This is a genomic window from Spirosoma validum (genome assembly GCF_014699035.1).
GTDB lineage: Bacteria > Bacteroidota > Bacteroidia > Cytophagales > Spirosomataceae > Spirosoma > Spirosoma validum.
Genome location: NZ_JACXAA010000006.1, coordinates 54,449 through 78,587, shown reverse-complemented (window position 1 = coordinate 78,587; position 24,139 = coordinate 54,449). Strand labels below are relative to the sequence as shown.

The 24,139-nt window shown below is 45.8% G+C and carries 32 protein-coding genes; 3 read left to right on the top strand and 29 right to left on the bottom strand.

Annotation, left to right across the window (positions count from 1 at the left end; translation table 11 throughout):
• The first annotated feature begins 69 nt into the window (after positions 1-69).
• From IC230_RS16965 to IC230_RS16955, 3 genes are all read left to right on the top strand, one after another.
• The gene (locus tag IC230_RS16965; RefSeq protein WP_191040236.1) at positions 70-2,451 is read left to right on the top strand and encodes a TonB-dependent receptor; all 2,382 of its coding nucleotides are present in this window, start codon (positions 70-72) and stop codon (positions 2,449-2,451) included.
• Between the two features lie 18 nt (positions 2,452-2,469).
• A complete protein-coding gene (locus IC230_RS16960) occupies positions 2,470-3,660 on the top strand; it encodes a PepSY-associated TM helix domain-containing protein (RefSeq protein WP_191040235.1) in 1,191 nt (396 codons plus the stop codon).
• Between the two features lie 91 nt (positions 3,661-3,751).
• Positions 3,752-7,747 (top strand): AAA domain-containing protein, encoded by a 3,996-nt coding sequence (locus tag IC230_RS16955; protein WP_191040234.1) that lies wholly within the window; start codon positions 3,752-3,754, stop codon positions 7,745-7,747.
• Between the two features lie 51 nt (positions 7,748-7,798).
• Here the strand turns inward: IC230_RS16955 and carA are convergent, their stop codons facing one another.
• From carA to rplD, 29 genes are all read right to left on the bottom strand, one after another.
• The gene (gene carA, locus IC230_RS16950; protein WP_191040233.1) at positions 7,799-8,902 is read right to left on the bottom strand and encodes a glutamine-hydrolyzing carbamoyl-phosphate synthase small subunit; all 1,104 of its coding nucleotides are present in this window, start codon (positions 8,900-8,902) and stop codon (positions 7,799-7,801) included.
• Positions 8,903-8,994: 92 nt separating this feature from the next.
• Positions 8,995-9,765, bottom strand: coding sequence for a 50S ribosomal protein L17 (rplQ, locus tag IC230_RS16945; RefSeq protein ID WP_191040232.1), 771 nt, complete (start codon positions 9,763-9,765; stop codon positions 8,995-8,997).
• A 78-nt stretch (positions 9,766-9,843) separates the two neighbouring features.
• Complete coding sequence (locus IC230_RS16940) at positions 9,844-10,833, bottom strand: DNA-directed RNA polymerase subunit alpha (RefSeq protein WP_191040231.1); 990 nt, start codon at positions 10,831-10,833, stop codon at positions 9,844-9,846.
• Between the two features lie 184 nt (positions 10,834-11,017).
• A complete protein-coding gene (gene rpsD / locus IC230_RS16935) occupies positions 11,018-11,623 on the bottom strand; it encodes a 30S ribosomal protein S4 (protein ID WP_191040230.1) in 606 nt (201 codons plus the stop codon).
• A gap of 78 nt (positions 11,624-11,701) precedes the next feature.
• On the bottom strand, positions 11,702-12,097 hold the full coding sequence (gene rpsK / locus IC230_RS16930) for a 30S ribosomal protein S11 (protein WP_164034787.1): 396 nt from the start codon (positions 12,095-12,097) through the stop codon (positions 11,702-11,704).
• A 99-nt stretch (positions 12,098-12,196) separates the two neighbouring features.
• On the bottom strand, positions 12,197-12,574 hold the full coding sequence (rpsM, locus tag IC230_RS16925) for a 30S ribosomal protein S13 (protein WP_020603978.1): 378 nt from the start codon (positions 12,572-12,574) through the stop codon (positions 12,197-12,199).
• A 2-nt stretch (positions 12,575-12,576) separates the two neighbouring features.
• On the bottom strand, positions 12,577-12,693 hold the full coding sequence (ykgO, locus tag IC230_RS16920; RefSeq protein WP_191040229.1) for a type B 50S ribosomal protein L36: 117 nt from the start codon (positions 12,691-12,693) through the stop codon (positions 12,577-12,579).
• A gap of 82 nt (positions 12,694-12,775) precedes the next feature.
• Complete coding sequence (infA, locus tag IC230_RS16915) at positions 12,776-12,994, bottom strand: translation initiation factor IF-1 (protein ID WP_009284801.1); 219 nt, start codon at positions 12,992-12,994, stop codon at positions 12,776-12,778.
• Between the two features lie 6 nt (positions 12,995-13,000).
• Positions 13,001-13,813: a type I methionyl aminopeptidase gene (map, locus tag IC230_RS16910; protein ID WP_191040542.1), complete on the bottom strand. Its 813-nt coding sequence runs from the start codon at positions 13,811-13,813 to the stop codon at positions 13,001-13,003.
• A 32-nt stretch (positions 13,814-13,845) separates the two neighbouring features.
• Complete coding sequence (gene secY / locus IC230_RS16905) at positions 13,846-15,165, bottom strand: preprotein translocase subunit SecY (protein ID WP_191040228.1); 1,320 nt, start codon at positions 15,163-15,165, stop codon at positions 13,846-13,848.
• 31 nt (positions 15,166-15,196) lie between these two features.
• Positions 15,197-15,673: a 50S ribosomal protein L15 gene (gene rplO / locus IC230_RS16900; protein WP_191040227.1), complete on the bottom strand. Its 477-nt coding sequence runs from the start codon at positions 15,671-15,673 to the stop codon at positions 15,197-15,199.
• 94 nt (positions 15,674-15,767) lie between these two features.
• The gene (gene rpmD / locus IC230_RS16895) at positions 15,768-15,947 is read right to left on the bottom strand and encodes a 50S ribosomal protein L30 (RefSeq protein ID WP_046577840.1); all 180 of its coding nucleotides are present in this window, start codon (positions 15,945-15,947) and stop codon (positions 15,768-15,770) included.
• A 19-nt stretch (positions 15,948-15,966) separates the two neighbouring features.
• Positions 15,967-16,485: a 30S ribosomal protein S5 gene (gene rpsE, locus IC230_RS16890; RefSeq protein WP_190888458.1), complete on the bottom strand. Its 519-nt coding sequence runs from the start codon at positions 16,483-16,485 to the stop codon at positions 15,967-15,969.
• Positions 16,486-16,488: 3 nt separating this feature from the next.
• Entirely contained in the window at positions 16,489-16,842 is a 354-nt protein-coding gene (rplR, locus tag IC230_RS16885) for a 50S ribosomal protein L18 (RefSeq protein ID WP_191040226.1), read from the bottom strand.
• Between the two features lie 87 nt (positions 16,843-16,929).
• Positions 16,930-17,487 carry a 50S ribosomal protein L6 gene (rplF, locus tag IC230_RS16880; protein ID WP_191040225.1) on the bottom strand — a complete coding sequence of 186 codons (558 nt, stop codon included), beginning with the start codon at positions 17,485-17,487 and terminating at the stop codon, positions 16,930-16,932.
• 13 nt (positions 17,488-17,500) lie between these two features.
• The gene (gene rpsH, locus IC230_RS16875; protein ID WP_191040224.1) at positions 17,501-17,899 is read right to left on the bottom strand and encodes a 30S ribosomal protein S8; all 399 of its coding nucleotides are present in this window, start codon (positions 17,897-17,899) and stop codon (positions 17,501-17,503) included.
• Between the two features lie 90 nt (positions 17,900-17,989).
• Entirely contained in the window at positions 17,990-18,259 is a 270-nt protein-coding gene (rpsN, locus tag IC230_RS16870) for a 30S ribosomal protein S14 (RefSeq protein WP_020600943.1), read from the bottom strand.
• A gap of 23 nt (positions 18,260-18,282) precedes the next feature.
• Positions 18,283-18,837: a 50S ribosomal protein L5 gene (gene rplE / locus IC230_RS16865; RefSeq protein WP_191040223.1), complete on the bottom strand. Its 555-nt coding sequence runs from the start codon at positions 18,835-18,837 to the stop codon at positions 18,283-18,285.
• Positions 18,838-18,852: 15 nt separating this feature from the next.
• Positions 18,853-19,209 (bottom strand): 50S ribosomal protein L24, encoded by a 357-nt coding sequence (gene rplX / locus IC230_RS16860; RefSeq protein ID WP_191040222.1) that lies wholly within the window; start codon positions 19,207-19,209, stop codon positions 18,853-18,855.
• Positions 19,210-19,212: 3 nt separating this feature from the next.
• Positions 19,213-19,581 carry a 50S ribosomal protein L14 gene (gene rplN, locus IC230_RS16855; protein ID WP_012930232.1) on the bottom strand — a complete coding sequence of 123 codons (369 nt, stop codon included), beginning with the start codon at positions 19,579-19,581 and terminating at the stop codon, positions 19,213-19,215.
• 3 nt (positions 19,582-19,584) lie between these two features.
• Positions 19,585-19,953: a 30S ribosomal protein S17 gene (gene rpsQ, locus IC230_RS16850; protein ID WP_191040221.1), complete on the bottom strand. Its 369-nt coding sequence runs from the start codon at positions 19,951-19,953 to the stop codon at positions 19,585-19,587.
• 12 nt (positions 19,954-19,965) lie between these two features.
• Positions 19,966-20,160, bottom strand: a complete 195-nt coding sequence (gene rpmC, locus IC230_RS16845; protein ID WP_191040220.1) for a 50S ribosomal protein L29 — start codon at positions 20,158-20,160, stop codon at positions 19,966-19,968.
• A gap of 20 nt (positions 20,161-20,180) precedes the next feature.
• Positions 20,181-20,612, bottom strand: a complete 432-nt coding sequence (gene rplP, locus IC230_RS16840) for a 50S ribosomal protein L16 (RefSeq protein WP_191040219.1) — start codon at positions 20,610-20,612, stop codon at positions 20,181-20,183.
• A gap of 82 nt (positions 20,613-20,694) precedes the next feature.
• The gene (rpsC, locus tag IC230_RS16835) at positions 20,695-21,594 is read right to left on the bottom strand and encodes a 30S ribosomal protein S3 (RefSeq protein WP_191040218.1); all 900 of its coding nucleotides are present in this window, start codon (positions 21,592-21,594) and stop codon (positions 20,695-20,697) included.
• Positions 21,595-21,601: 7 nt separating this feature from the next.
• Positions 21,602-21,994 (bottom strand): 50S ribosomal protein L22, encoded by a 393-nt coding sequence (rplV, locus tag IC230_RS16830; RefSeq protein ID WP_191040217.1) that lies wholly within the window; start codon positions 21,992-21,994, stop codon positions 21,602-21,604.
• Positions 21,995-22,075: 81 nt separating this feature from the next.
• A complete protein-coding gene (rpsS, locus tag IC230_RS16825; protein WP_018618700.1) occupies positions 22,076-22,354 on the bottom strand; it encodes a 30S ribosomal protein S19 in 279 nt (92 codons plus the stop codon).
• A 9-nt stretch (positions 22,355-22,363) separates the two neighbouring features.
• A complete protein-coding gene (rplB, locus tag IC230_RS16820; protein ID WP_191040216.1) occupies positions 22,364-23,188 on the bottom strand; it encodes a 50S ribosomal protein L2 in 825 nt (274 codons plus the stop codon).
• A 30-nt stretch (positions 23,189-23,218) separates the two neighbouring features.
• Complete coding sequence (gene rplW, locus IC230_RS16815) at positions 23,219-23,506, bottom strand: 50S ribosomal protein L23 (RefSeq protein WP_191040215.1); 288 nt, start codon at positions 23,504-23,506, stop codon at positions 23,219-23,221.
• A gap of 2 nt (positions 23,507-23,508) precedes the next feature.
• Entirely contained in the window at positions 23,509-24,138 is a 630-nt protein-coding gene (gene rplD, locus IC230_RS16810) for a 50S ribosomal protein L4 (protein ID WP_191040214.1), read from the bottom strand.
• Between the last annotated feature and the right edge of the window lies 1 nt (position 24,139).

Here is a 24,139-nt window from a genome sequence, read left to right as displayed (position 1 = left end):
TTTTTAGGTGGTAATTATTAATAAAAATCTGTAATCTACTTTTGCTATTAATAATCAGTCTAAATAATAATGAAAGGACATCTATTTACTTTCTGGAATTACTTACTAGCCTTTGCTCTATTGCTTGGCGTACAGTTCAGTACTTCTAGCTATGCACAAACCTCTACAGGCACTATTACGGGTAAAGTTTTAGCTAATTCACAGCCACTTACACACGCTAACGTACATGTAAGCAACAACCGATTAGGGACAATCACCAATGAACGAGGTGAATTCGTTATAAATAATGTACCCGCTGGCTCGCATGTATTGGTCATTAGTCGGGTAGGATTCACCCGCATTCGTCAGACCGTTTCCGTAGTTGCCGGAGAAACTATACAACTAAGTGACCTGACCTTACTGGAAACCACTGAATCGCTTCAAGAGGTAACGGTTGAAGGGAAAAACTCGTACAAAACCGATATTGCTTCCAATAGTCTGCGCGTTAAAACCCCCTTGATTGAGCTTCCTCAAAACATTCAAGTGGTTAATCGGCAACTCATTGCTGATCAGCAGATTTTTGATATGCTGGAGGGCGTTTCACGCAATGTGAGCGGGGTGACGCGGCAGGAGCACTGGGACAACTACTCGCGTCTAAATATGCGTGGATCACGCGTTTCGCCATTCCGCAATGGCATGAACGTTACGTCGACCTGGGGACCGTTGACAGAAGATATGTCGATGGTTGAACGGGTTGAGTTTGTGAAGGGGCCTGCTGGGTTTATGATGGCCAACGGCGAACCCAGCGGGTTTTACAACATCGTTACAAAAAAGCCAACGGGTATTACAAAGGGTGAAGTGAATTTGACCACGGGCAGTTTTGATACGTACCGCGCTACGCTTGATTTGGACGGTAAACTGAATCAGGATGGTAGTCTGCTGTATCGAATGAACGTAATGGGGCAGTCAAAAGGCTCGTTCCGCGATTTTGAGTACAATAACCGATACACAATTGCGCCTGTTCTTAAATATAAACTCAGCGAACAAACATCCATAACGGCCGAATATACTTATCAATATTCGCAGATGTCACCAATGGGGTCAGCCTATAATTTCTCTCCGAATGGGTATGCTGTTTTCCCGCGTACGCTTTCCATTACGATGGCTAATCTCGATCCGACAGTTATTCACGATCATAGTTCCTATCTAATCCTGGAACACCAACTCAGCTCAAACTGGAAATTAACGGGGCAACTGGCTTATTTTAATTATTCGCAGGTAGGTAGTTCGCTTTGGGCCGATTCGGCTCACGTTAATGGCGATATCTACCAGTATAATGGACTTTGGGATGCTGCCAATGAAGGAAAGTTCGCTCAGGTATTTGTAAATGGTGACGTAACAACCGGTCCAGTTACGCATCGAATCCTGGCTGGCCTGGATCTAGGTAGTAAGAAATACATCGCTGACTGGAATCAAAGCTTTCCGCTCTACGACAGTACGTTTGTATTCAACGGTAATAACCCCAATTACTATCTGCCCGCCCATTTGTTACCTAAATTCGATCGCTCACAAAGCCTGCGAAACCGAGCGGGGGCCAATGTTATGAGTCAGTCGTACAGTGGGATTTATCTTCAGGATGAACTACGTTTCTGGCAGGATCGCCTTCGCCTGACACTGGCTGGGCGCATTACATCAACCCGCGATAGCCAATACGGTGCCGGTACTAATGAAACCAGATTTACCCCACGTGTAGGTGCCAGCGTTTCGCTAAATAAGCAAACCTCCGTTTATGCCTTATATGACCAGGCATTTGTGCCGCAGTCGGGTGCTGATCGCTTGGGTAATGCGTTCAAACCCATCACCGGAAACAATACCGAAATCGGTTTAAAGAAAGATTGGGCTAATGGCCGCTGGAACTCAACCGTTTCGGCTTATCAAATTACGAAGAACAACGTATTGACTACCGATCCGACTAACCCTAACTTCTCGATTCAACTAGGGCAAACGCAGACGAGTGGAGTTGAAGTTGATCTGCGAGGTGAAGTAGTGCCGGGCTTAAATCTGGTCGCTAATTATGCTTATACAGATTCGAAGATTACGAAAGATACTAAGTCAGAGAATGTCGGGTTACCTGTGCCCGGTTATAGCAAGCACGTAACGAACACCTGGTTATCATACCGGGTGCGAAAAGGAGCCGTACAAGGGTTAGGTATTTCGCTGGGGTATCAGTGGCAACTGGACCGATATGGCTGGTTTTCCGATGCTGTTGACAAAAATCCGACGATGCCCAATTCGTTCCGGGCCGATGGAGCTATCTCCTGGCAAAATGATCGATTTAACGTAGCCCTGAATGTGAATAATATTTTGGACGCCACTATTTATTCTGGCGCTTATTATTCATGGAGCAAAGCGTATTACTGGCAGATAGAAACTCCGCGCAATTTCCGGCTGAGTCTAGGCCTTAAATTTTAATAATCGGTTATATCGACTATGACAGTAAAAAAACTGATTGGTCAACTACACCTTTGGCTCGGATTATCGTCCGGGCTATTGGTGTTTATTGTGGCGACTACAGGTTGTATTCTGGCGTTTGAGCACGAAATCAAACGTGTTCTACGGCCTTACCAATACATGGAGTCGGTGAATAACCACCTATTGTTACCACCTTCAAAGTTACAAGCCGTAGCCGAAAAAGTAATCGATAAACCTGCCAAAGGAGTTACCTATAATGGCAAAGGACGTAGCGCGATTGTGTCCTTTTATGGGGCGGCTCCGGATTACTATTATCAGGTCTACATAAATCCGTATTCTGGTAAAATTTTAAAGGTGCAGGACGAAGAAACTGACTTTTTCCACTTCATTCTGCATGGTCATTATTATCTATGGCTTCCTGAAGAAATAGGACAACCAGTCGTTGCATACGGTACGTTGATTTTTACGATCTTACTGATCACAGGACTAGTGTTGTGGTGGCCCAGGAATTTGAATAAAGCCAACCGTGATAAAAGTTTTAAGGTAAAGTGGAAAGCAAAATGGCGCCGTGTTAATTACGATCTACATAATGTGCCGGGCTTCTACGCGTTGATCGTTTCGTTAATCCTGGCGTTAACGGGGTTAATTTTTGGCCTGGAATGGTTTGCCAATTCCGTGTATTGGGTAACGACGGGTGGCAAATCCGCAACGGAATTTAAATTGCCAGTATCCGATACGACCGTTGCCAGACGCTTTAATTCGCCAACTGATCTTGTCTGGCAACAACTCTCAGAGAAAAAACCAGAAACGGCTGGAGTTTATGTGTCTTGCCCTGAAAAAGCTTCAGAAACCATTTTCGCCTACGTTAATTATAAGCCTGATACGTACCACAAGCTGGATTATTACACGTTTGATCAGCAAACACTTAAACCAATCGAAATGGGAGGACCCTACTCCGGTCCTTATGCAAAGGCTGGCTTTGGTGATAAACTCCGCCGGATGAATTACGACATTCATACTGGAGCTATATTGAGTTTACCCGGAAAAATTCTGGCGTTTTGCGCCAGTCTGATCTGCGCGAGTCTGCCAGTAACCGGTTTTATTATATGGTGGGGTCGTCGGAAGAAGAATACTAAAAAAGCCAAATCTTCGGTAATAGCCTCTGTAGCTAAAAAGAGCGCATATCGGCCAACGGTCCGGATTAGTTGATAGGATTTAAAAGATTGATAGGATTTTTTACCTTGCCAGGCGTTATAATCCTGTTAATCTTTAAATCCTGGATATCCAGGCTCAGCTATCTGTGAAAATACCGGTTCAGACTGTTCTTAAAACGTTTCGTCGTCGGTTAACGAATCTCAGCAGTCGTAATCGGTCGCTTTTACTAACGAGCTTACCCGCTGGACAGTTTCTGGACTTGCACGAAACGGATTTTCTGCTCAACAAGCCCTCCTTTAGCATCATTGCCGACTTAATTGGTCGAAAATCATCAGTTTCCTTGTGTGAAGTACTGGATGCCCGCCAGGAACGTAGTAATGAGGTTAGCCGGAAACTTCGACGTATTGATCGCACCGTACGCTTTATCGAAGATGAGCGTGGTACGGAGGATTTGTATGTTGGCTGGCCATTCGTTAAAGGCAAATTTTTGGATGAGACGGTTGTTCATGGGCCTCTTCTTTTCTTCCCGGTACAAATCGAGCAGCAGGGAAAGTTCTGGAAACTTATTCGTCGGGGGGAGGAATTAGCTTTTCTGAACCCAACATTGGCTTTAGCGTATGGCCAGTTCAATCAGGTGAAATTACCCGATGAGGTCGTTGACAAAATAATGGACGATTTCGATCGTGACCCATTGGTTTTCCGGACACAACTCTATGAATGGCTGAAGACGACTGCCCTCGAAATTAATTTCAACCAGGATTTATTTACCGACAAGCTCCAGTTTTTTACTAAACAAACGGCTAAGGATCTCACCCAGCTCGAACGTACCGGCGAACTAAAACTTTATCCTGAAGCCGTCCTGGGTATCTTTCCACAAGCTGGTTCGTTTCTGGTGCCAGACTATGATCGTCTTTTGGCCGAGGGGATAGGGGAGGGGGCAGAGGGTGAAAAGCCAGGAACGTTGGATAATGAACAGTATTTCCCCTCTGCCCCGAACCCTCTGCCCTCTGCCTTATACCCCTTGCCAGAAAAGTTTATCCACACGCCCCTGCCAATGGATGCGTCGCAGGAAGCGGCTTTACGAGCCGTAAAAGCTGGTCAGTCGCTGGTCGTGCAGGGCCCACCGGGAACAGGTAAATCACAACTGATTGCGAATCTGATGGCAGATGCCGCTGCGTCAGGGAAACGCGTATTACTGGTTTGTCAAAAACGGGCTGCACTTGACGTTGTACAGGAGCGGCTTCGTCAGGTGGGTATGGGTCCATTCCTGGCGTTAGTTCATGACTTTCAGGATGATCGCCGGGCGTTGTTTTCTCAGATCGCCGAACAGATTAATCAGATTGACGCGTATAAGCAACAAAATAATAGTCTGAACGCCGTGCTGCTGGAACGTGATTTCGAAATTGAAAGCCGCCGGATTGACGAAACCGTTGCCGAATTGCAAACGTTTAAGAACGCTTTGTTTGATACAAGCGTCTACGGCTTATCAGCGAAAGAACTATATTTAACTAGTGAGCCAAGCGCACCCATAATTTCGCTTGAAGATAGTTATCAACAGTTCCACTTACTCAAAGTGGATAACTTTGTTCAAAGGCTTACAGATTATGCAGCCTATCAACAACGCCTGGGTACAAACCACCTATGGACCGAACGCGTAAGTTTCGCTCAATTCTCAAACGCTGATTTAACAAAGATTGATCAGACGATTACTCGCTGGACGCAACTCCGCGATCAGTCTAATGAGCAGACAACACAGTTACTGGGCCAATCACTTTCTCTTGATCAACTGGCTGAATGGCGGTCGCATGACTGGGAAATAACGGCACTTCTCACTTTACTGGACTCTCCTAATATAGCAGAGGTATGGGCCGTTGTAAATTACTTACGGAACAAGCCTGATCATCCGGCTATAGTAATGGATGAAGCAAAGTTTGAACAAATTGGTCAAGCCTGGGAAGAGACCCTGGTCTCACCTGGCCCGGAAGCATCCTTGCAAACGCCCGACCTGCGAGCGTTCCGTGACTTAGTAGCTGATGCACGTAGTGCCCGGTCTTCGTGGATAAGCTGGAATTGGTGGCAATTAACCAATGCTGGAAAAGAACAACTGCAAGCGGTAGCTTCATCGAATAACCTGACCCTGACCGAAACAGATTTGCAGACGTTAGCTACCAAAGTTGATAAACGCATTCGGCTGGAAGCTATTCGCTATGAAGCCAGTTCGTTATTGACCGATTTATTACTGCCTGAAACACCAGAGAGCGTTCAGCTTTTGAGACGAGCACAGCAAATAATTGAACGCCGGAACACTATTACACCATTACAACAACTGCCTGAGCTTTATTGGCAGACACCTGAACGATTTATAGATAACACAAAGTCGTTATCAACTCTTGCGGAAACAGTAGAGAAACAGCGTATTACGTCGGAAATCTATTTAACAACAACTCAGCTCAAGCAGCTCTGGGAAGAGGATACGTTTGTTGGATCTTTCCGTCAGGCACTTCGCAATGATTTCGATCTTATGGTAGAATCGGACCATTTGCAGGCTGGATTTTCAGAAAATGAAGCCCTAGTCATTGAGCGCATACATGACCAGGAGCCATCTACCTGGGTGGAACGTTTCCAGATGAGTTTACGCTTGGCCTGGCTTAATCATATAGAAGCCCTGCATCCCGCATTACGTAGTGTATCATCCCTAAAGATGAGTCAGTGGGAACAGGCTCTGCAGGATAGCGTTCAGCGAAAACAGGAACTAAGTCGTGATATTTTGTTGGTCAAGCTACGGGAACAAACGTACCGAAATCTAACCCTGAACCGCCTAAGTAACGTAGTAACCTACCGCGATCTGCTACATCAAACGACCAAAAAACGAAATGTTTGGCCTGTTCGGAAACTGATGGAATCCTTCGCCGACGAAGTTTTCAAGCTAGTGCCTTGTTGGCTGGCTTCACCCGAATCGGTATCGGCTATGTTTCCATTACGTGAAGGTTTATTTGATCTGGTTATTTTTGATGAAGCTTCTCAGTGCTTCGCGGAAAATGGTATACCCGCCATGGTAAGAGGTAAGCAGGTTGTTGTAACCGGCGATAATCAACAGCTTCGACCGAGTGATCTTTATCGAATCCGTTTAGATGATACAGAACAGGACGAAGAAATACCGATAGCACTCGAAGTCGAATCGTTGCTTGAATTAGCTGCTCAGCAATTGCCGCAGATTTCTCTGACAGAGCACTATCGTAGCCATTCACTTGATCTTATTACGTTCTCAAACGAGAATTTTTACCAGAATAAACTGTCACTCTTACCCAATTTTGACGATGCTAACCGGCATGAGCCAGCTATCCGTTATCTAAATGTAAAAGGTACGTGGGAGCATAATACAAATCCGATTGAAGCAGAAGCCATCTTGCAGCTTCTTGACCAATTAGTCGTTGAGCTACCCGGTCGTTCGATTGGTGTTGTTACGTTCAACTATCCGCAGCAGCAGCTTATTCAGGATATGCTGGAGAGTAAATTTGAGGCACTAGCCTTGGCAGGAGAAAGTACACCGCAGCTCTCTGCCAGTCTATTTGTCAAAAATATTGAAAACGTGCAGGGGGATGAGCGCGACATTATTATTTTCTCAATTGGTTATGCATCCGACGAGCGTGGTCGCGTGGTCATGCAATTTGGTAGCCTCAATGCAAAAGGGGGTGAAAATCGTTTGAATGTTGCTGTTACACGAGCACGAGAGCGTATATACATCGTGACAAGTTTGTGGCCTGAACAGCTAACGATTGCAGACACTGCAAATAATGGTCCTAAACTTCTCAAAGCATACTTAAGCTACGCGCTCAACGTAGCACAGGAGCGATTTCAACCAACTCCTTCTCTGCAACACGCACTGCAAAGTACAACTTTACTAAAGCATAAACTAGCTGTTCAACATTCCAACTGGCAACCTGAGCTACCTTTCGCTGATTTGACTGTTAAGGAAGATAAGCTATACAAATCGCTTATTTTGACGGATGATGATGCCTATCATCAACAAACACTAAAGCAGGCTCATGCTTATTTGCCTATATCGTTACGAGCGCGTAAGTGGCCGTTCGTGCGAATGTGGAGCAGAGAATTTTGGCGGCAGGTTGACCAATCCGGATAGTAAATCATCTACTTTAAAAACAAAAAGCCTGAATTTCTTCAGGCTTTTTGTTTACTCGTTCATCATTCCTACAAACTGATCGAATAAATACCGTGAATCATGCGGACCAGGTGACGATTCTGGGTGATATTGAACCGAAAACGCTGGTTTGTCTTTCCGACGAATACCTTCAATCGTTTTATCATTTAGATTAATATGGGTTAGTTCGACGTTAGCGTGGTCCATAACTTCGTCAGCTTTCACCGCAAAGCCATGATTTTGCGAAGTAACTTCACAATGGCCCGTAATCAGATTCTTGACGGGATGGTTTAAGCCCCGATGGCCGTTATGCATTTTATAGGTTGAAATGCCGCTGGCTAGTGACAAAATCTGATGGCCTAAGCAAATTCCGAATAAAGGTTTTTCCGTATCCAATGCCTGCTTCACTGTTTCAACAGCGTAGGGCATTGCCGCTGGATCACCGGGACCATTCGCAATAAAATAACCATTAGGTTTCCATGAGGCTAATTCGGAGTGAGGAGTTCGGGCAGGGAAAACTTTGCAGAAAACACCTCGTTCGTTAAAGTTGCTGATAATACTCCGTTTTACGCCTAAGTCCAGTACAGCCACGCGCAGCTTAGCTTCCGGATCGCCTTCCTCATACGCTTCCTGGGTGCAAACTTCCGAAGACAATTCCAGTCCAGCCATATCGGGCACTTTATTTAACTCTGCCAACAGGACAGCCGGATCCAGAATCTCAGAAGAGATAATGCAGTTCATTACACCCTTGGAGCGAATATAGCGTACTAACTGCCGCGTATCCACACCATGTATTCCTACAATGTTGGCGCGCTCAAAGTAATCCTGTAAAGAACCATCGGCCGTATAACGAGAATGAATATTGGAGAAAAAATTGCAGACCATTCCCCGGATTTTCACTCCGCTTGACTCTTGTTCTGCATTATTTAGAACTCCATAATTTCCGATATGCGAAGTCGTATTAATGATCACCTGACCGTAATAAGAAGGGTCAGTATAGATTTCCTGGTAGCCGGTCATGCCGGTATTAAAGCAAATCTCACCGCCAGCGGTTCCAATTTTACCAAGTGCCAGACCACGATATACAGTTCCATCCTGTAAAACCAATAATGCTTCAGGTTGCTGCGTATGTTTCATTTATGCGTTCGTTTGGGCCTTAAAAGACTAAAAAAAAGGGCTAACCATCGCGGTTAACCCATTTCTATATGACGTGTTTGTAAGTCACTCCGTTATTCTTCTTTACCACCTTTTAAACGATCCTGTAACTCCTTCAGTTCATCCAACTTGCCATCACGGGCCAGCGATGCCTGTTCATTCCAGGTCGTTGCATCATGTAGGTTAAATCGGGGGCCTGCCTCAGCTAAAGCCTGCTGAATGGTCTCGTCCTGAGCATCGGCTAACTCGGCAAAGGTAGTAATACCAGCGTTATTCAACAACTCAGCAATTTTCGGACCTATTCCTTCGATCTTCGTCAAATCGTCACCCGTTTTTTCTACTGTGGAAGTCTCTTCCGCAACAGGAGCTGTTTCCTGAACTGTTGCCGCAGGAGTTTCCGAGGCTTGACGTGGACCGCTACCTCTGCGACTCCGACGTGTTTTAGTCGTAGCAGTTGCTTTTTCAGTTGCGGCAGCGATGAGTAGTTCGTTGAAATCAACCAACTCGATCAGGCAAGTATCAGCATTATCACCCTGGCGGTTACCCAATTTAATGATACGTGTGTATCCACCTGGACGGCTGGCGATCTTATCGGCTACAGCACCGAATAATTCCTTAATTGTCTCTTTGTTATTCAGTGATTGAAATACAACCCGACGATTCTGATACGAGTCATCTTTAGCACGTGTTAAAATCGGCTCCACGAACTTGCGAAGTTCTTTCGCTTTTGCAACCGTCGTCTCGATACGCTTGTGCATAATCAGCGACGTTGCCAGGTTTTGTAACATCGCTTCGCGGTGCGAATGTGTCCGGCTTAAGTGATTATCTTTTTTACCGTGTCTCATTTTTATCTTGGCTTAGGGCATTGGGCAAAGGGCCTAAGGCTATAATAAACCCGATGCCCTAAGCGCTAAGCCCAAATCTTAATCTTCGTCTAATCTGTACTTGGCGACGTCCATACCGAACGTCAGATTCTTCTCTGCAACTAGCTGCTCGAGTTCCGTCAAAGACTTCTTACCGAAGTTGCGGAACTTCATCATATCCGAAATCTCCAACCGAACGAGGTCACCCAACGTACGTACATCGGCCGACTTAAGACAGTTATAAGCACGTACTGACAGATCGAGGTCAGCCAGCGATGTTTTCAGAAGTTTCCGCATATGCAGTACTTCTTCATCCACTACGTTTTCCTCTTCCGGTTTTGCCGTCTCAAACGTCATTGTCTGGTCTGAAAACAGCATGAAGTGCTGAATTAGAATGTAAGCTGCGCCTTTTAACGCTTCTTCCGGATGAATGGAACCATCCGTCTCAATATCTAATAAAAGGCGCTCAAAGTCTGTTTTCTGCTCAACCCGAGTATTTTCGACGCTATACTTCACGTTTTTAATTGGCGTGTAGATCGCATCGATTGGGATATGGCCAAACGGTAATTCATTAACGCGTGGTTCGTCAGCCGGAACATATCCACGACCTTTTTCCACGAAAATTTCCATTTCCAAATCCCGCGTATCGTCGATATGGCAAATTTCCAATTCAGGATTTAACACCTCGAACGACGGCGAAAATTTAGATATATCACCAGCTTTTAAAACTGATTGCTTCTTGATATTGACGGTGATCTTGTTGTCGACCATGTCATTGATCTTCTTGAATCGAACCATTTTCAGGTTCAAGATGATCTCTGTCACGTCTTCAACAACGCCCTCGATCGAAGAAAACTCGTGTAAAACACCGGGAAATTTTACGCTCGTAATGGCGTATCCTTCCAGCGATGACAGTAAAATGCGACGTAACGCATTACCGATAGTTACACCGTATCCTTTTTCAAGGGGTTTGAATTCAAACACCCCGTGAAAGTCGTCAGCTTTCTCCACTACGACTTTGTCGGGCATTTGGAACGCTAAAATTGACATACGTTTCGTATTTTAAAGCAGTTCTCTGCCTTGGCGTGAAGACTGAAATTAGGTTTACAGTTTTCAGTGCTTCGGTTTTCGGTATTATTTGGATCAACCGACCAGCTTTCACCAGAAAACCAATCAACTGTAAACCATAAAGTATATAAATCTGGCAGAACTAAAATAACTTCTGCCAGTACGATTATTTCGAATATAATTCGACGATGGCCTGCTCGTTGAAATTTTCCGGGATTTGATCACGCTCAGGATAGCTAATAAACTTACCTGTTAATTGCTGTGCGTCCCATTCAACCCAGTTATAACGTTTCGTGTTACGAGCAGCTACACTTGTCGTAACAGCTTCCAACGATTTAGATTTCTCCCGAACGCCGATCAACTGACCTGGTTTCAATGAATATGAAGGAATGTTAACTACTTCACCATCTACGATGATGTGCTTGTGCGAGACCAGCTGACGGGCAGCCCGGCGCGACGTAGCGATGCCTAAACGATAAACTGTGTTATCAAGGCGGGCTTCGCACAATTTGAGCAGGTTTTCACCCGTAATACCTTCGCGAACCTGTGCCCGGTGGAACAGCGCGCGGAACTGACGTTCCAGGATACCGTAGGTGTATTTTACTTTCTGCTTTTCCAGCAATTGAAGCGCATATTCGGACTGTTTCCGCTTGCGACCCCGACCGTGCATACCCGGTCCGTAATTCTTCTTTTGAAGCGCCTTGCTCGGCCCCATAATGGGTTCGCCGAACTTACGCGAAATTTTGGCTTTTGGCCCTGTGTAACGTGCCATTCTTCAATGAATGAATAATTGTGAAACATTGACCAGACACAACCAAATGTCGCCTGACCCTATTCATGTCATCCGTAGTTATACGCGACGACGTTTTGGCGGCCGACATCCATTGTGTGGCAGCGGGGTAATATCACGAATCGTAGTTACTTCGATACCTGAGTTCTGAATGGTACGGATCGCCGACTCACGGCCTGACCCTGGACCTTTCACAAACACTTCTGCTTTACGCATTCCCAGATCATGGGCAACGGTAGCACAGTTTTGAGCGGCAGTTTGTGCAGCATACGGCGTGTTTTTCTTAGAGCCACGGAAGCCCATTTTACCGGCCGATGCCCAGGAAATAACCTGGCCGTTCATGTTGGTAATCGAAATGATGATGTTGTTGAACGTAGCCCGAATGTGCACTTGGCCAACGGGTTCAACAATTACCACCCGCTTTTTCGCTTTGTCTTTGCGTTTTGCTTGAGCCATTGTTTGTAGGTAATCGTCAATGTGTCATCGTTTTCATTACTTGCCACTTAATTATTAAATGACCACAAATGCTACGTATGACGATGAGCGACCGATTAATTATTTCGTTACTTTCTTCTTGTTAGCAACTGTCTTACGTTTACCTTTTCGGGTACGAGAGTTATTTTTCGTATGTTGACCACGAACCGGTAAGCCTTTCCGGTGACGTAGACCCCGATAGCAACCGATATCCATTAAGCGTTTGATGCTCAACTGAACTTCAGAACGCAGTTGGCCTTCCACTTTATATTCGTTGGAGATAGCGTTACGTACAGCACTCGCTTCGTCGTCCGACCATTCGCTGGCTTTCTTATCAACACTGATACCAGCGTCAGTCAGGATTTTTTTAGCACGACTACGGCCAATGCCATAAATGTATGTCAGCGCGATTTCACCACGCTTCTTATCTGGAATATCAACACCTGCAATACGTGCCATACTTAACCTTGTCTTTGTTTGTAACGGGGATTCTTTTTGTTAATCACGTACAGTTTCCCTTTCCGACGGATTATCTTGCAGTCTTCGCTGCGCTTTTTGACGGATGCTTTAACTTTCATGTTCTTAAAAGTTTGCAGTTTATAGTAGTGATCTGGAGTTATGAGCCTTGAAACTCTAATTCATAAATCACAAGCTATAAACTTATTTGTATCGATACACAATTCGAGCCTTACTCAAATCATAAGGCGACATTTCCAATTTCACGCGATCACCTGGCAAAATCTTGATGTAATTCATCCGCATTTTGCCGGAGATGTGAGCAATTACTTCATGCTTGTTGGCCAACTCGACCCGAAACATTGCATTCGATAATGCCTCCAAAATCACACCGTCCTGTTCTATAGAATTCTGTTTTGCCATGTTGCTTTAAGCCGCCATCAGTTCCTGTTTTTCAACCATCAGGCTTGTATTCGCGGTGACTGCCTCAATGTATTCAAAGGTTGTCAGAATCTCGGGCTTCCCTTTTCGTACGGCCACTGTATGTTCAAAGTGAGCGGAAGGCTTACGATCCACTGTCCGTATTGTCCAACCATCACGTTCTTGCACAACACCTTTTTTACCAAAATTGATCATTGGCTCAATCGCCAGTATCATTCCTTCACGTAATTTAGGGCCTTGACCTCGTTTACCGTAGTTTGGTACTTCGGGAGCTTCATGCAAATCCTGACCAACGCCGTGACCTACTAATTCCCGAACAACTGAATAACCGAATTTCTCAGTATAGGTCTGAATGGCATAGCCAATATCACCAACTCGATTCCCTTCAATCGCCTTTTCCAAACCAATATAAAGAGACTCTTTAGTGCGAGCTAAGAGCCGACGAACAGCTGGATTAACATCGCCAACGGGATACGTATAGGCACTATCACTATGATAGCCATTCAACTTAACACCGCAGTCAATTGAAATAATATCACCATCACGAAGTTCATAGCGACTAGGAAAGCCATGAACCACTACATCGTTAACGGAAATACAGAGCGAAGCCGGAAACTTATTATACCCTAAGAATGATGGAACACCACCGCTATCTTTGATAAACGTTTCAGCAACAGCATCCAGTTCCTTGGTGGTAACGCCGGGTCGGATAAGTTTCGCTACTTCAGCATGGGCTTTCCCCAAAACCTGTGCACTGACTTTTATCAGAGCGATTTCTTCGTCGCTCCGATAAAAAATCATCTTATCCTTTTTGTCAGAACTGGCCATTGCAATTAAGCTGCTACAGTCTCGCTACTTGTCCGCCCCTGTACTCGACCTGATTTCATCAGACCTTCGTATCGGCGCATAAGCAGGTAACTTTCTACTTGCTGAAGCGTATCAAGTACTACACCAACCATAATCAACAACGAGGTACCCCCGAAGAACTGTGCGAAACCGCTGGTCATACCCAGTAAATTAGCAATAGCTGGCAAAATTGCTACGATAGCCAACATAACAGCGCCAGGTAATGTAATGCGGTCAAGAACAGTACCAATGTATTCGGACGTCTGGATACCTGGTTTAACACCTGGAATGAAACCACCGCTACGTTTCATATCGTCAGCAATCTGCACCGGGTTAACGGAGATAGCTGTATAGAAGAACGTGAAGATGATAATCAATAAACCAAACAAGACGTTATACTGCCATGTCGTATAGCTCTGAAAAGCGTTTTGCACACTAGCTGCAAAATCACTTTTCTCTGAGAACAAACCTGCTACATACGTTGGGATGAACATCAGAGCCTGCGCAAAAATAATTGGCATAACACCTGCTGCATTCAACTTTAGTGGCAAATATTGACGTTGTCCACCCACAACTTTATTACCGATGACTTGCTTTGCATATTGAATCGGAATCCGACGAACAGCCTGAGTCAACACTACGGCACCCATAACAACGAAATATAGGGCCACTAATTCCAGAACAAAAATTAGAATACCACCCGAACCTCTTGATTGTTGCTCGCCAATAATTGCACCAGGAAGACGTGATACAATCCCGATCATGATAATCATGGAGATACCATTTCCAATGCCTTTATCCGTAATACGTTCCCCCAACCACATACAGAAAATAGTGCCTGCAGTTAGGACAAACAACGACGAAATCGTGAATAAACCACGATCAATTAGCAGCGCTTCAGCCGGAATTGTTGTCCGAACATACGTAATAGCTTGTACAGCTGTTACGCCAATCGTAAGTACTCGCGTAATTTGATTCAATCGTTTACGTCCTGACTCACCTTCCTTCTGCATTTTCTGGAAGTAAGGAAGAGCTAAGGTAAGTAACTGAATAGCAATCGATGCCGAAATATATGGCATGATGCCCAGCGCAAAAATCGAAGCCTTACTGAACGCACCACCCAAAAAGGTGTCCAATAAACCGAGCAATCCTTGCGGATTTAAATTCAGTTTCTGGGGGTCAACGCCCGGTAGCACAATTGCTGAACCAAGACGAAACGCCGTAATGAACAACAGCGTGTTGAGGATTCGACTCCGCAACTCGTCAATTGCAAAAATATTTTTAAACGTGGTGATGAGTCGGTTCATAAAAGTAGGTCGGCTGTTGCCGTGCTACAACTTAATTTGTTGCTTCCTCGTTCGCTTCTTTTGCTGGCACAATGGCCTTCCCGCCTGCTTTTTCGATCGCTTCTTTGGCGCTAGCCGAGAAAGCATGGGCGTGAATTTCAACGGCAACTGTCAGTTCGCCACGACTCAAGACCTTAACAAGATCTTTCTTGCTAACTAAGCCATGCTGAAGCATGAAGTCTATGTCAACTACAGTTGCTTTTGTTTCGTCAACTAAGGCCTGGATACTATCCAGATTGAGGGGTTTATACTCGACGCGGTTAATATTCTTGAAGCCAAACTTCGGTACACGGCGCTGCAGAGGCATCTGACCACCTTCGAAGTGTAACTTACGACTATAACCTGAGCGCGATTGCGCTCCTTTGTGACCACGCGTAGACGTTCCGCCCATGCCTGATCCCTGCCCGCGTCCGACTCGCTTGCGCTCTCTGACGGAACCTTTTGCCGGTCTAAGGTTGCTTAAATTCATTGGTATATTGATAAAAAGATGATTCTTTTGGTCTTTCGGCACCATTCAACCATACGGTCAGAAAAGCCTGAAAACCAAAAGAATCGCAAAGGTACTAAATTTCTTCAACTTTCACTAGGTGCTGCACCTTATTGATTGCACCCTTCAAAGCATCATTGTATTCAAGTTCGACGCTACGGTTGATTTTACCTAAGCCTAACGACTTTATCGCGTTTTTTTGTGATAACGGCCGCTTAATAGTGCTGCTGACCTGCGTAATACGTACTCGTGCCATGTCTATTGCTCCTTTTAGATTAACCGTTAAATACTTTCGCTAAACTCACCTGGCGCTGGAATGCAACCTGATGCGGTAAACGCATTTTCAACAAAGCATCAAGCGTTGCTTTTACTACGTTGTGTGGATTCGACGAGCCCTTTGATTTCGCAAGGATATCATGTATGCCTGCCGATTCAAGCACGGCCCGCATAGCACCACCAGCGATAACTCCCGTACCGGGAGCGGCTGGCTTTAGCAGGACGAAGCCACCACTGAATTTACCTTCCATTTCGTGAGGAACCGTACGTTTCAAAAGTGGAACCTGTACCAGATTCTTCTTTGCGTCTTCTACCCCTTTGGCAATTGCGTCCGTTACTTCATTGGCTTTGCCCAATCCGTAACCAACGACACCATTACCATCGCCGACGACGACAATCGCCGAGAAACTAAATCGGCGACCACCTTTTACCACCTTCGCTACGCGGTTGATGGCAACAACCTTTTCCTTCAGGTCGGCTTCGTTGAATTTTGTCGGTCTTGCTGAATTGATGTTCATTGCTTAGAACTTAAGGCCACCCTCGCGGGCTGCATCGGCCAGTGCTTTAACTTTACCGTGATATAAGTAGCCGTTGCGATCAAATACAGCTGCGCTGATGTTTTGAGCAGCTGCTTTCTCAGCCAAACGTTGGCCTACTTTTTTTGCTGTTTCGATAGTATTTCCCTCAGCTTCGCTTTTCAGCTCAACTGACGATGCCGCTGCCAATGTATGGCCTGCTTCATCATCAATAAGTTGTGCATAAATTGCTTTGTTAGAGCGGAAAACTGACAGGCGCGGACGGTCAGCTGTACCCGATACTTTTGCCCGGATACCAAACTTAATCCGCTGTCTTCTCTCTTGCTTATTCGTTGCCATGTTATTTGATTCCGACCAAATAGGCGATTATTTGTTTAATAGTCATAGTTACACAAGCGTCGACCTTCGAGCTCCGAACTACAAACTTTATTTCTTAGAAGAGGATTTACCTGCTTTCCGGCGAACTTGCTCACCAATAAACCGAATACCTTTGCCTTTATAAGGCTCAACTTTACGTAGCGAACGAATTTTTGCTGCTACGTCACCAAGTAGTTGTTTATCGGAGCCTTCCAGATATACTTTCGGATTTTGTCCTTTCTCGGTAACAGCTGTCACTTTTATTTCCTCTGGAACTGCTACATACACGTTGTGCGAGTAGCCCAGTTGTAGTTCAAGAACGTTATTTGCTACCGATGCTTTATAACCTACCCCAATTACTTCAAGGTTAAGTTTAAAGCCTTCACTTACGCCCATTACCATATTGTTTACCAATGAACGGTATAAACCGTGCAGGGCTTTGTGGCGCTTCTGCTCTGTAGGACGTGATACTTGAATCTGTCCGTCTTCGACTGCTACCGAAATGTCCGGATTAACCGATTGGGTCAGGGTGCCTTTGGGCCCTTTTACCGTTACGACGTTTTGATCGTCGACAGACAACGTTACGTTGCTGGGCAGAGCGATGGGTTTCTTACCTATGCGTGACATCGTTCAGTTCGGATTAATATACGTAACATAATACCTCTCCACCAACGTTCAGCGTCTTCGCTTCCTTGTCGGTCATCACGCCTTTTGAGGTCGAGATGATTGCAACACCTAAGCCATTGTAGATACGTGGCAGATTATCAGCACCCCGATATTGACGCAGACCTGGACGGCTAATACGCTGTAGGTCAACGATAGCGGACTGCTTCGTTGTAGGATTGTACTTCAGAGCAATTTTGATGCTTCCCTGTGGCGTACTATCATCAAACTTATAGTTCTGGATATAGCCTTTTTCGTACAAAACCTTAGTAATTTCTTTCTTTATATTGGAAGCAGGGATCTCTACAACCCGGTGCTTTGCCCGGATGGCGTTTCTGACACGAGTCAGGTAATCTGCTATTGGGTCTGTATTCATTCTTAGCGTTGCGTTACTTGCAAACCCCTGTTTCCAAGAAAGTTCGCAAAATTACGGAAACTGAATTACAAATAGAAATGGAATCTGGAATTACCAGCTTGCCTTGGTTACACCTGGAATTTTACCCGCTGATGCCATTTCCCGGAATGTTACCCGCGAAATACCGAATTTGCGCATATAGCCTCTAGGGCGACCTGTTAGCTTACAACGGTTGTGCAGACGAACTGGCGATGCGTTTTTAGGGAGTTTATCCAGACCGATATAGTCACCAGCCTCTTTGAGAGCCTTACGTTTCGCGGCATATTTGGCAACTAACGCTTCGCGTTTCCGTTCCCGTGCTTTGATTGATTCTTTTGCCATTATCTTAGCCTTTGTGTCGGTTATTATTTACCACTTTTAGCAAACGGCATTCCCATAGCTTTCAGTAATTCGTAGCTTTCATTGTCGGAATTCGCGGTCGTCACAAATGTGATATCCATTCCTGAAATACGGGCTACTTTATCGATACTGATTTCAGGGAAGATGATTTGCTCCTGCACACCGAACGTATAATTACCACGACCATCGAATCCTTTGTCGCTGATACCTTTGAAGTCACGAACGCGAGGTAACGATACTGATGTCAATCGATCCAGAAATTCGTACATTTTTTGACCGCGTAACGTTACTTTCGCACCAATGGGCATTTTTTCCCGTAGTTTGAAGTTCGAAACGGCTTTCTTCGACATGGTCGGAACAGCTTTCTGACCCGTGATGGTCGTTAGTTCTTCGACACCTACGTCTACCAATTTTTTATCGGCGACAGCGGCTCCAATACCTTTGTTGATGACAATTTTGCTTAGACGCGGTACTTGCATAACCGACTTATACTGAAATTTGTCTCTCAATAGAGGTACGATCTCGCTTAAATATTTCTCTTTCAGTCTTGGCGTTGCCATTTTTTTAGACCTTTATTATTTACGGACGTCAGGAATAAAATTGCCAGTTTTCTTAGAAAACCGTTGCAGTTTACCCTTATCATTCAACTTACGACCCGTGCGGGTAGGTTCACCGGTGGCTGCATCAACTAGCTTCAGATTACTAATGTGAATTGACCCTTCCGTTTTTTCCAGGCTCCCTTGCGGATTAGAAGCTGTTGGCTTTAGGTGCTTTGTAATCATAGCGACACCCTCAACACGGGCACGATCTTTCTCAACGATTACTTCTTTCACCACTCCGCGCTGGCCTTTCGAGTTACCGCCAATCACGACGACCGTATCGCCCGTCTTGATGTGGAACTTGTGTTTCGGTAGCGTTATTTTCTTTTCCATTGCTTACAGTACCTCTGGGGCTAACGATACGATTTTCATGAATTGCTTCTCACGCAATTCGCGGGCTACAGGTCCAAAAATTCGAGTACCACGCGGCTCATCGTTATTATTGAGCAACACGGCTGCGTTGTCTTCAAAACGGATGTATGAACCGTCTTTCCGACGTACTTCCTTCTTAGTCCGGACAACAACGGCCTTCGATACTGTACCCTTTTTCATGTTGCTGGACGACAGGGCTTGCTTTACTGTCACGACAATCTTGTCACCGACTGATGCATATCGCTTACCTGTACCGCCCAGAACGCGGATAACTAGCACTTCTTTCGCGCCACTGTTATCGGCTACTCCTAATCTTGATTCTTGCTGTACCATGGCTTACTTCGCCTTTTCGATAATTTCGACTAACCTCCAACGCTTATTTTTACTCAATGGGCGGGTTTCCATGACACGAACCGTATCGCCGATACCACACTCATTATTTTCATCATGAACCGTCAGTTTCTTCGTCTTAGTCTGAAACTTATGGTACAACGGGTGCTTCACTTTACGGTCAATAGAAACCGTTATAGTTTTCTGCATCTTATTGCTAGTCACCCGTCCGATACGCTCTTTCCGAGCGTTACGCTCCGACGCCGATTGGGCTTCGCTCGTTGTGGGAGCGGATGCCGCCGGCTGTTCTTTTGTCGCTGCTGCCGCTGGAGCGTTTACTTCTTCCTGCGGTGCTGGTGCTTGTTGCTCTTCCATCGTCGTGTCTTATTAGGCTTGCCGCGATTTAGCTGTCAGTTCCGTATTCAGGCGAGCAATCCGTTTGCGGCTCTCGCGAATGCGCATGGGGTTCTCAATAGGAGATACAGCATGTGCAAACTTTAGTTTCAGCATTCGGTCCTGCTCAGCACCAATCTCGGTACGTAGCTGGTCAGCCGACAATCCTTTTAAATCTTCTTTTTTCATCTTGTTCGTCGCTTAGGGTACTATTCCTCGACTTGCTCCTGGTAATCACGCCGAACCACAAATTTGGTCCGAACGGGCAACTTCTGAGCAGCTAAGCGCAGGGCTTCCATGCCCGTTGCTAAATCAACCCCCGTTGCTTCGAACATAATCGTGCCGGGCTTCACTACAGCTACCCAGTATTCGGGAGCACCTTTACCTTTACCCATCCGTACTTCAGCCGGTTTCTTTGTAATTGGCTTATCGGGAAAAATGCGAATCCAAACCTGGCCTTCACGTTTCATGGCCCGTGTAACGGAAATACGAGCGGCTTCAATCTGGCGGGCGGTAATACGACCTGGTTCCAATGATTTGATACCGAATGTACCGAAGGAGATTTCATGCCCGCGCGATGCGATACCCGGAATCCTTCCTTTATGTTGCTTGCGGAATTTTGTTCTTTTTGGCTGTAACATAGCTCTAAAAGTTGGAGTCGATAGTGTTTAACCGACAGCGTATTGTTCATAACGACTGTAGATTAACCGCTGGCGACTGAATTTATCGTCTTGCTCCTCCGCCACGATTGCCACCCTGACCTCCGCCACGGTTGCCACCTTGACCACCACCACGGTTACCGCCCTGGCCACCTTGACCACCGCCACCACGGTTGTTACCGCCACGATCACCACCACGTTCGCCACGGTTGCGACCACCACGTTCATTACCATCACGGTCGCCACGAGGACCACGACGGTCGCCACGGTCATTTGCAGACGCTGAGCGTTCACCGGCTTGTGCCTGGCTCATCATGGCTGCTGGCGACAGATCGCGTTTGCCATAAACTTCGCCTTTGAAAATCCACACCTTAATGCCGATTTTACCGTAAACTGTTTGTGCTTCAGAAATTGCGTAATCAATATCAGCACGTAGCGTATGAAGAGGTACGCGACCTTCTTTATATTGTTCTGAGCGAGCAATCTCAGCACCGCCTAAACGACCTGATACCTTTACTTTGATACCTTGTGCGCCAACACGAAGAGCTGATTGAATAGCTTGCTTCATAGCACGACGGAAGGAGATACGAGCTTGTAATTGCTGAGCAATAGCTTCACCAACCAACTTAGCATCAATTTCTGGCCGTTTGATTTCGAAGATGTTGATCTGGACATCTTTGCCCGTGATCTTCTTTAACTCTTCCTTAATCTTATCGACCTCTCCACCGCCTTTACCAATCACAATACCCGGACGAGCTGTATGAATTGTTAACGTAACGCGCTTCAGCGTACGCTCGATAACTACCCGAGCAATGGCACCTTTCGGGATACGGGCCGCTACGTACTTCCGGATTTTTTCGTCTTCAACGAGTTTTTCCGAAAATTCTTTACCTCCGTACCAGCTTGATTCCCAGCCTCGAACAATACCAAGTCGCAGGCCAATTGGATTTATTTTTTGTCCCATTTCTTACTTATTGTTCGTTTTCAGAGGTTTCTGCTTCTGCCGAGTTCAATACAGCTTGAGCTGCACTATCAATCACAATTGTGATATGGTTCGACCGCTTCCGAATCCGGTGACCGCGACCTTGTGGAGCTGGACGCAGACGTTTTAACATCGGGCCGCCATCCACAAAAATCGTTTTTACAAAAAGGTCAGCGTCTTCGATACGCTCATTCTCATTCTTTTGCTGCCAGTTGGCAACGGCCGACAAAAGCACTTTCTGCAATATGGCGGCACCAGCCTGTGGCTGATATTTTAACAGACCCAACGCCCGGCTAACGCGCTGACCACGAATTAGATCAGCAATTAACCGCATCTTACGGGGCGACGTGGGCACATCTTTAAGTCTTGCTACTGCTTCCATGTTTTTTGGCTTGTGACTCGGGACATGAAGCATGAGGATTTAAAATTACCCTCTGCTCTCTGCCAAAAGCCCTCTGCTAGTTTATCGTTTGCCCTTGTCTTTTTTTGCGGTGTGCCCCCGGAAGTTGCGAGTTGGTGAGAATTCGCCTAGCTTGTGACCTACCATGTTTTCCGTTACGTATACCGGTATAAACTTGTTACCGTTATGCACAGCGAAGGTGTGGCCTACGAAATCCGGCGAAATCATCGAACGACGCGACCAGGTTTTGATGACCGATTTCTTGCCCGAATCATTCTGCGTTTGGACTTTATTATCCAGGCGGAAATCAATATATGGGCCTTTTTTGAGTGAACGTGCCATTGTTATCTGTTACTTTTTGCGTCGGCTAATAATCATGCTTTCAGATGCCTTGTTTTTATTGCGGGTCTTTTGACCTTTAGCAAACTGGCCATTTCGTGAACGTGGGTGACCACCGGAAGCCCGGCCTTCACCACCACCCATTGGGTGATCGACAGGGTTCATAACTACGGCACGAACGCGGGGACGACGACCTAACCAACGGTTCCGACCAGCCTTACCTACTACTACGTTCATGTGGTCTGGGTTTGATACCGAACCAACTGTCGCCATTCCGGCACTTAATACCCGGCGAGTTTCGCCTGAAGGAAGACGCAGGATAGCGTACTTATCTTCACGACCAACCAACTGCGCATATGTACCTGCCGAACGCGCCATCGAACCGCCTTTACCAGGAACCAATTCAATGTTATGAACGATGGTACCAATAGGCATGGCAGCTAATGGCAGCGCGTTACCTACGTCAGGTGTTGAACCTTCACCTGATTGGATCTTTTGGCCAACAACAATACCTTGCGGGGCAATGATGTAGCGTTTTTCACCATCAGCGTATTGCACCAAGGAGATGCGGGCTGAACGGTTAGGATCATATTCTATAGTCAAAACTTCGGCAGATTGGCCGACTTTGTCGCGCTTGAAGTCAATAATACGGTAGTGCCGCTTATGACCCCCACCAATGTAGCGCATAGTGCGGTGACCTTCGCTATTACGGCCCCCGGTTCTCTTAATGGGCTCCAGCAGACTTTTTTCTGGCTTGGAGGCTGTTATTTCCGCAAAGTCGGGTGCCACGCGAAAACGTGTACTCGGCGTTATTGGTCTTAGTTTTTTAACTCCCATGACTGATTAATTGGTAGAGCAACGCTCGGTTTACAGGTCAGCGTAAATATCAATTACTTCGCCCTCTGCAACCGTTACGATTGCTTTTTTCGTAGTAGGGGTTTTACCCGATACAACTCGCCCGTTGATGTTTTTGCTGCGACGCTTTCCGAAAACCCGGATCGTGTTTACAGATTCAACATTAACGCCATACATTTTCTCGATGGCTTTACCGATCTCGAGTTTGTTGGCTTTTAGATCAACCTCAAAAGCATACTTCCCCTGCTTGTTAAGGCCCGTCATTTTCTCCGTGACGATTGGTCGTTTCAGTATGCTCATGATTATTTTTCGAACAACGATTGAATAGTTGACAGCGCTTCTTCACTAATGAGCAGTTGATCAGCGTTCATTAGGTCATAAGTATTAACCTGTGAAGCAGTCGTCACCTTCGCTTTTTGTACGTTTCGGCTCGATAGCACGACGTTTGTATTCACGTCAGGCAGAATGAGCAACGTTTTACGCCCCGTTAGATTTAAATCATTCAGAAACTGAATGTAATCTTTCGTGCGGGGGGCTTCCAGCGTGATGCTGTCGATGACTGATATCTTCTCAGCTTTTGCTTTTACAGCATAAGCTGACTGACGAGCTAGCGCTTTTACTTTTTTGTTCAGTTTGAAGCTATAATCGCGGGGACGTGGTCCGAAGACTGTACCACCACCTACGAAAACGGGCGACTTTGCACTACCAGCGCGAGCACCACCTGTTCCTTTTTGCTTCTTCAGTTTGCGGGTCGAACGAGACACTTCAGCACGCTCTTTCGATTTATGCGTTCCCTGACGTTGATTTGCCAGGTACTGTTTTACGTCGAGGTAGATCGCGTGTTGGTTTGGCTCAATCCCAAAAACCTCTTCTGGAAGGGTGACCTTTTTGCCTGTGTCTACGCCCTTGCTGTTATATACGATTACTTCCATG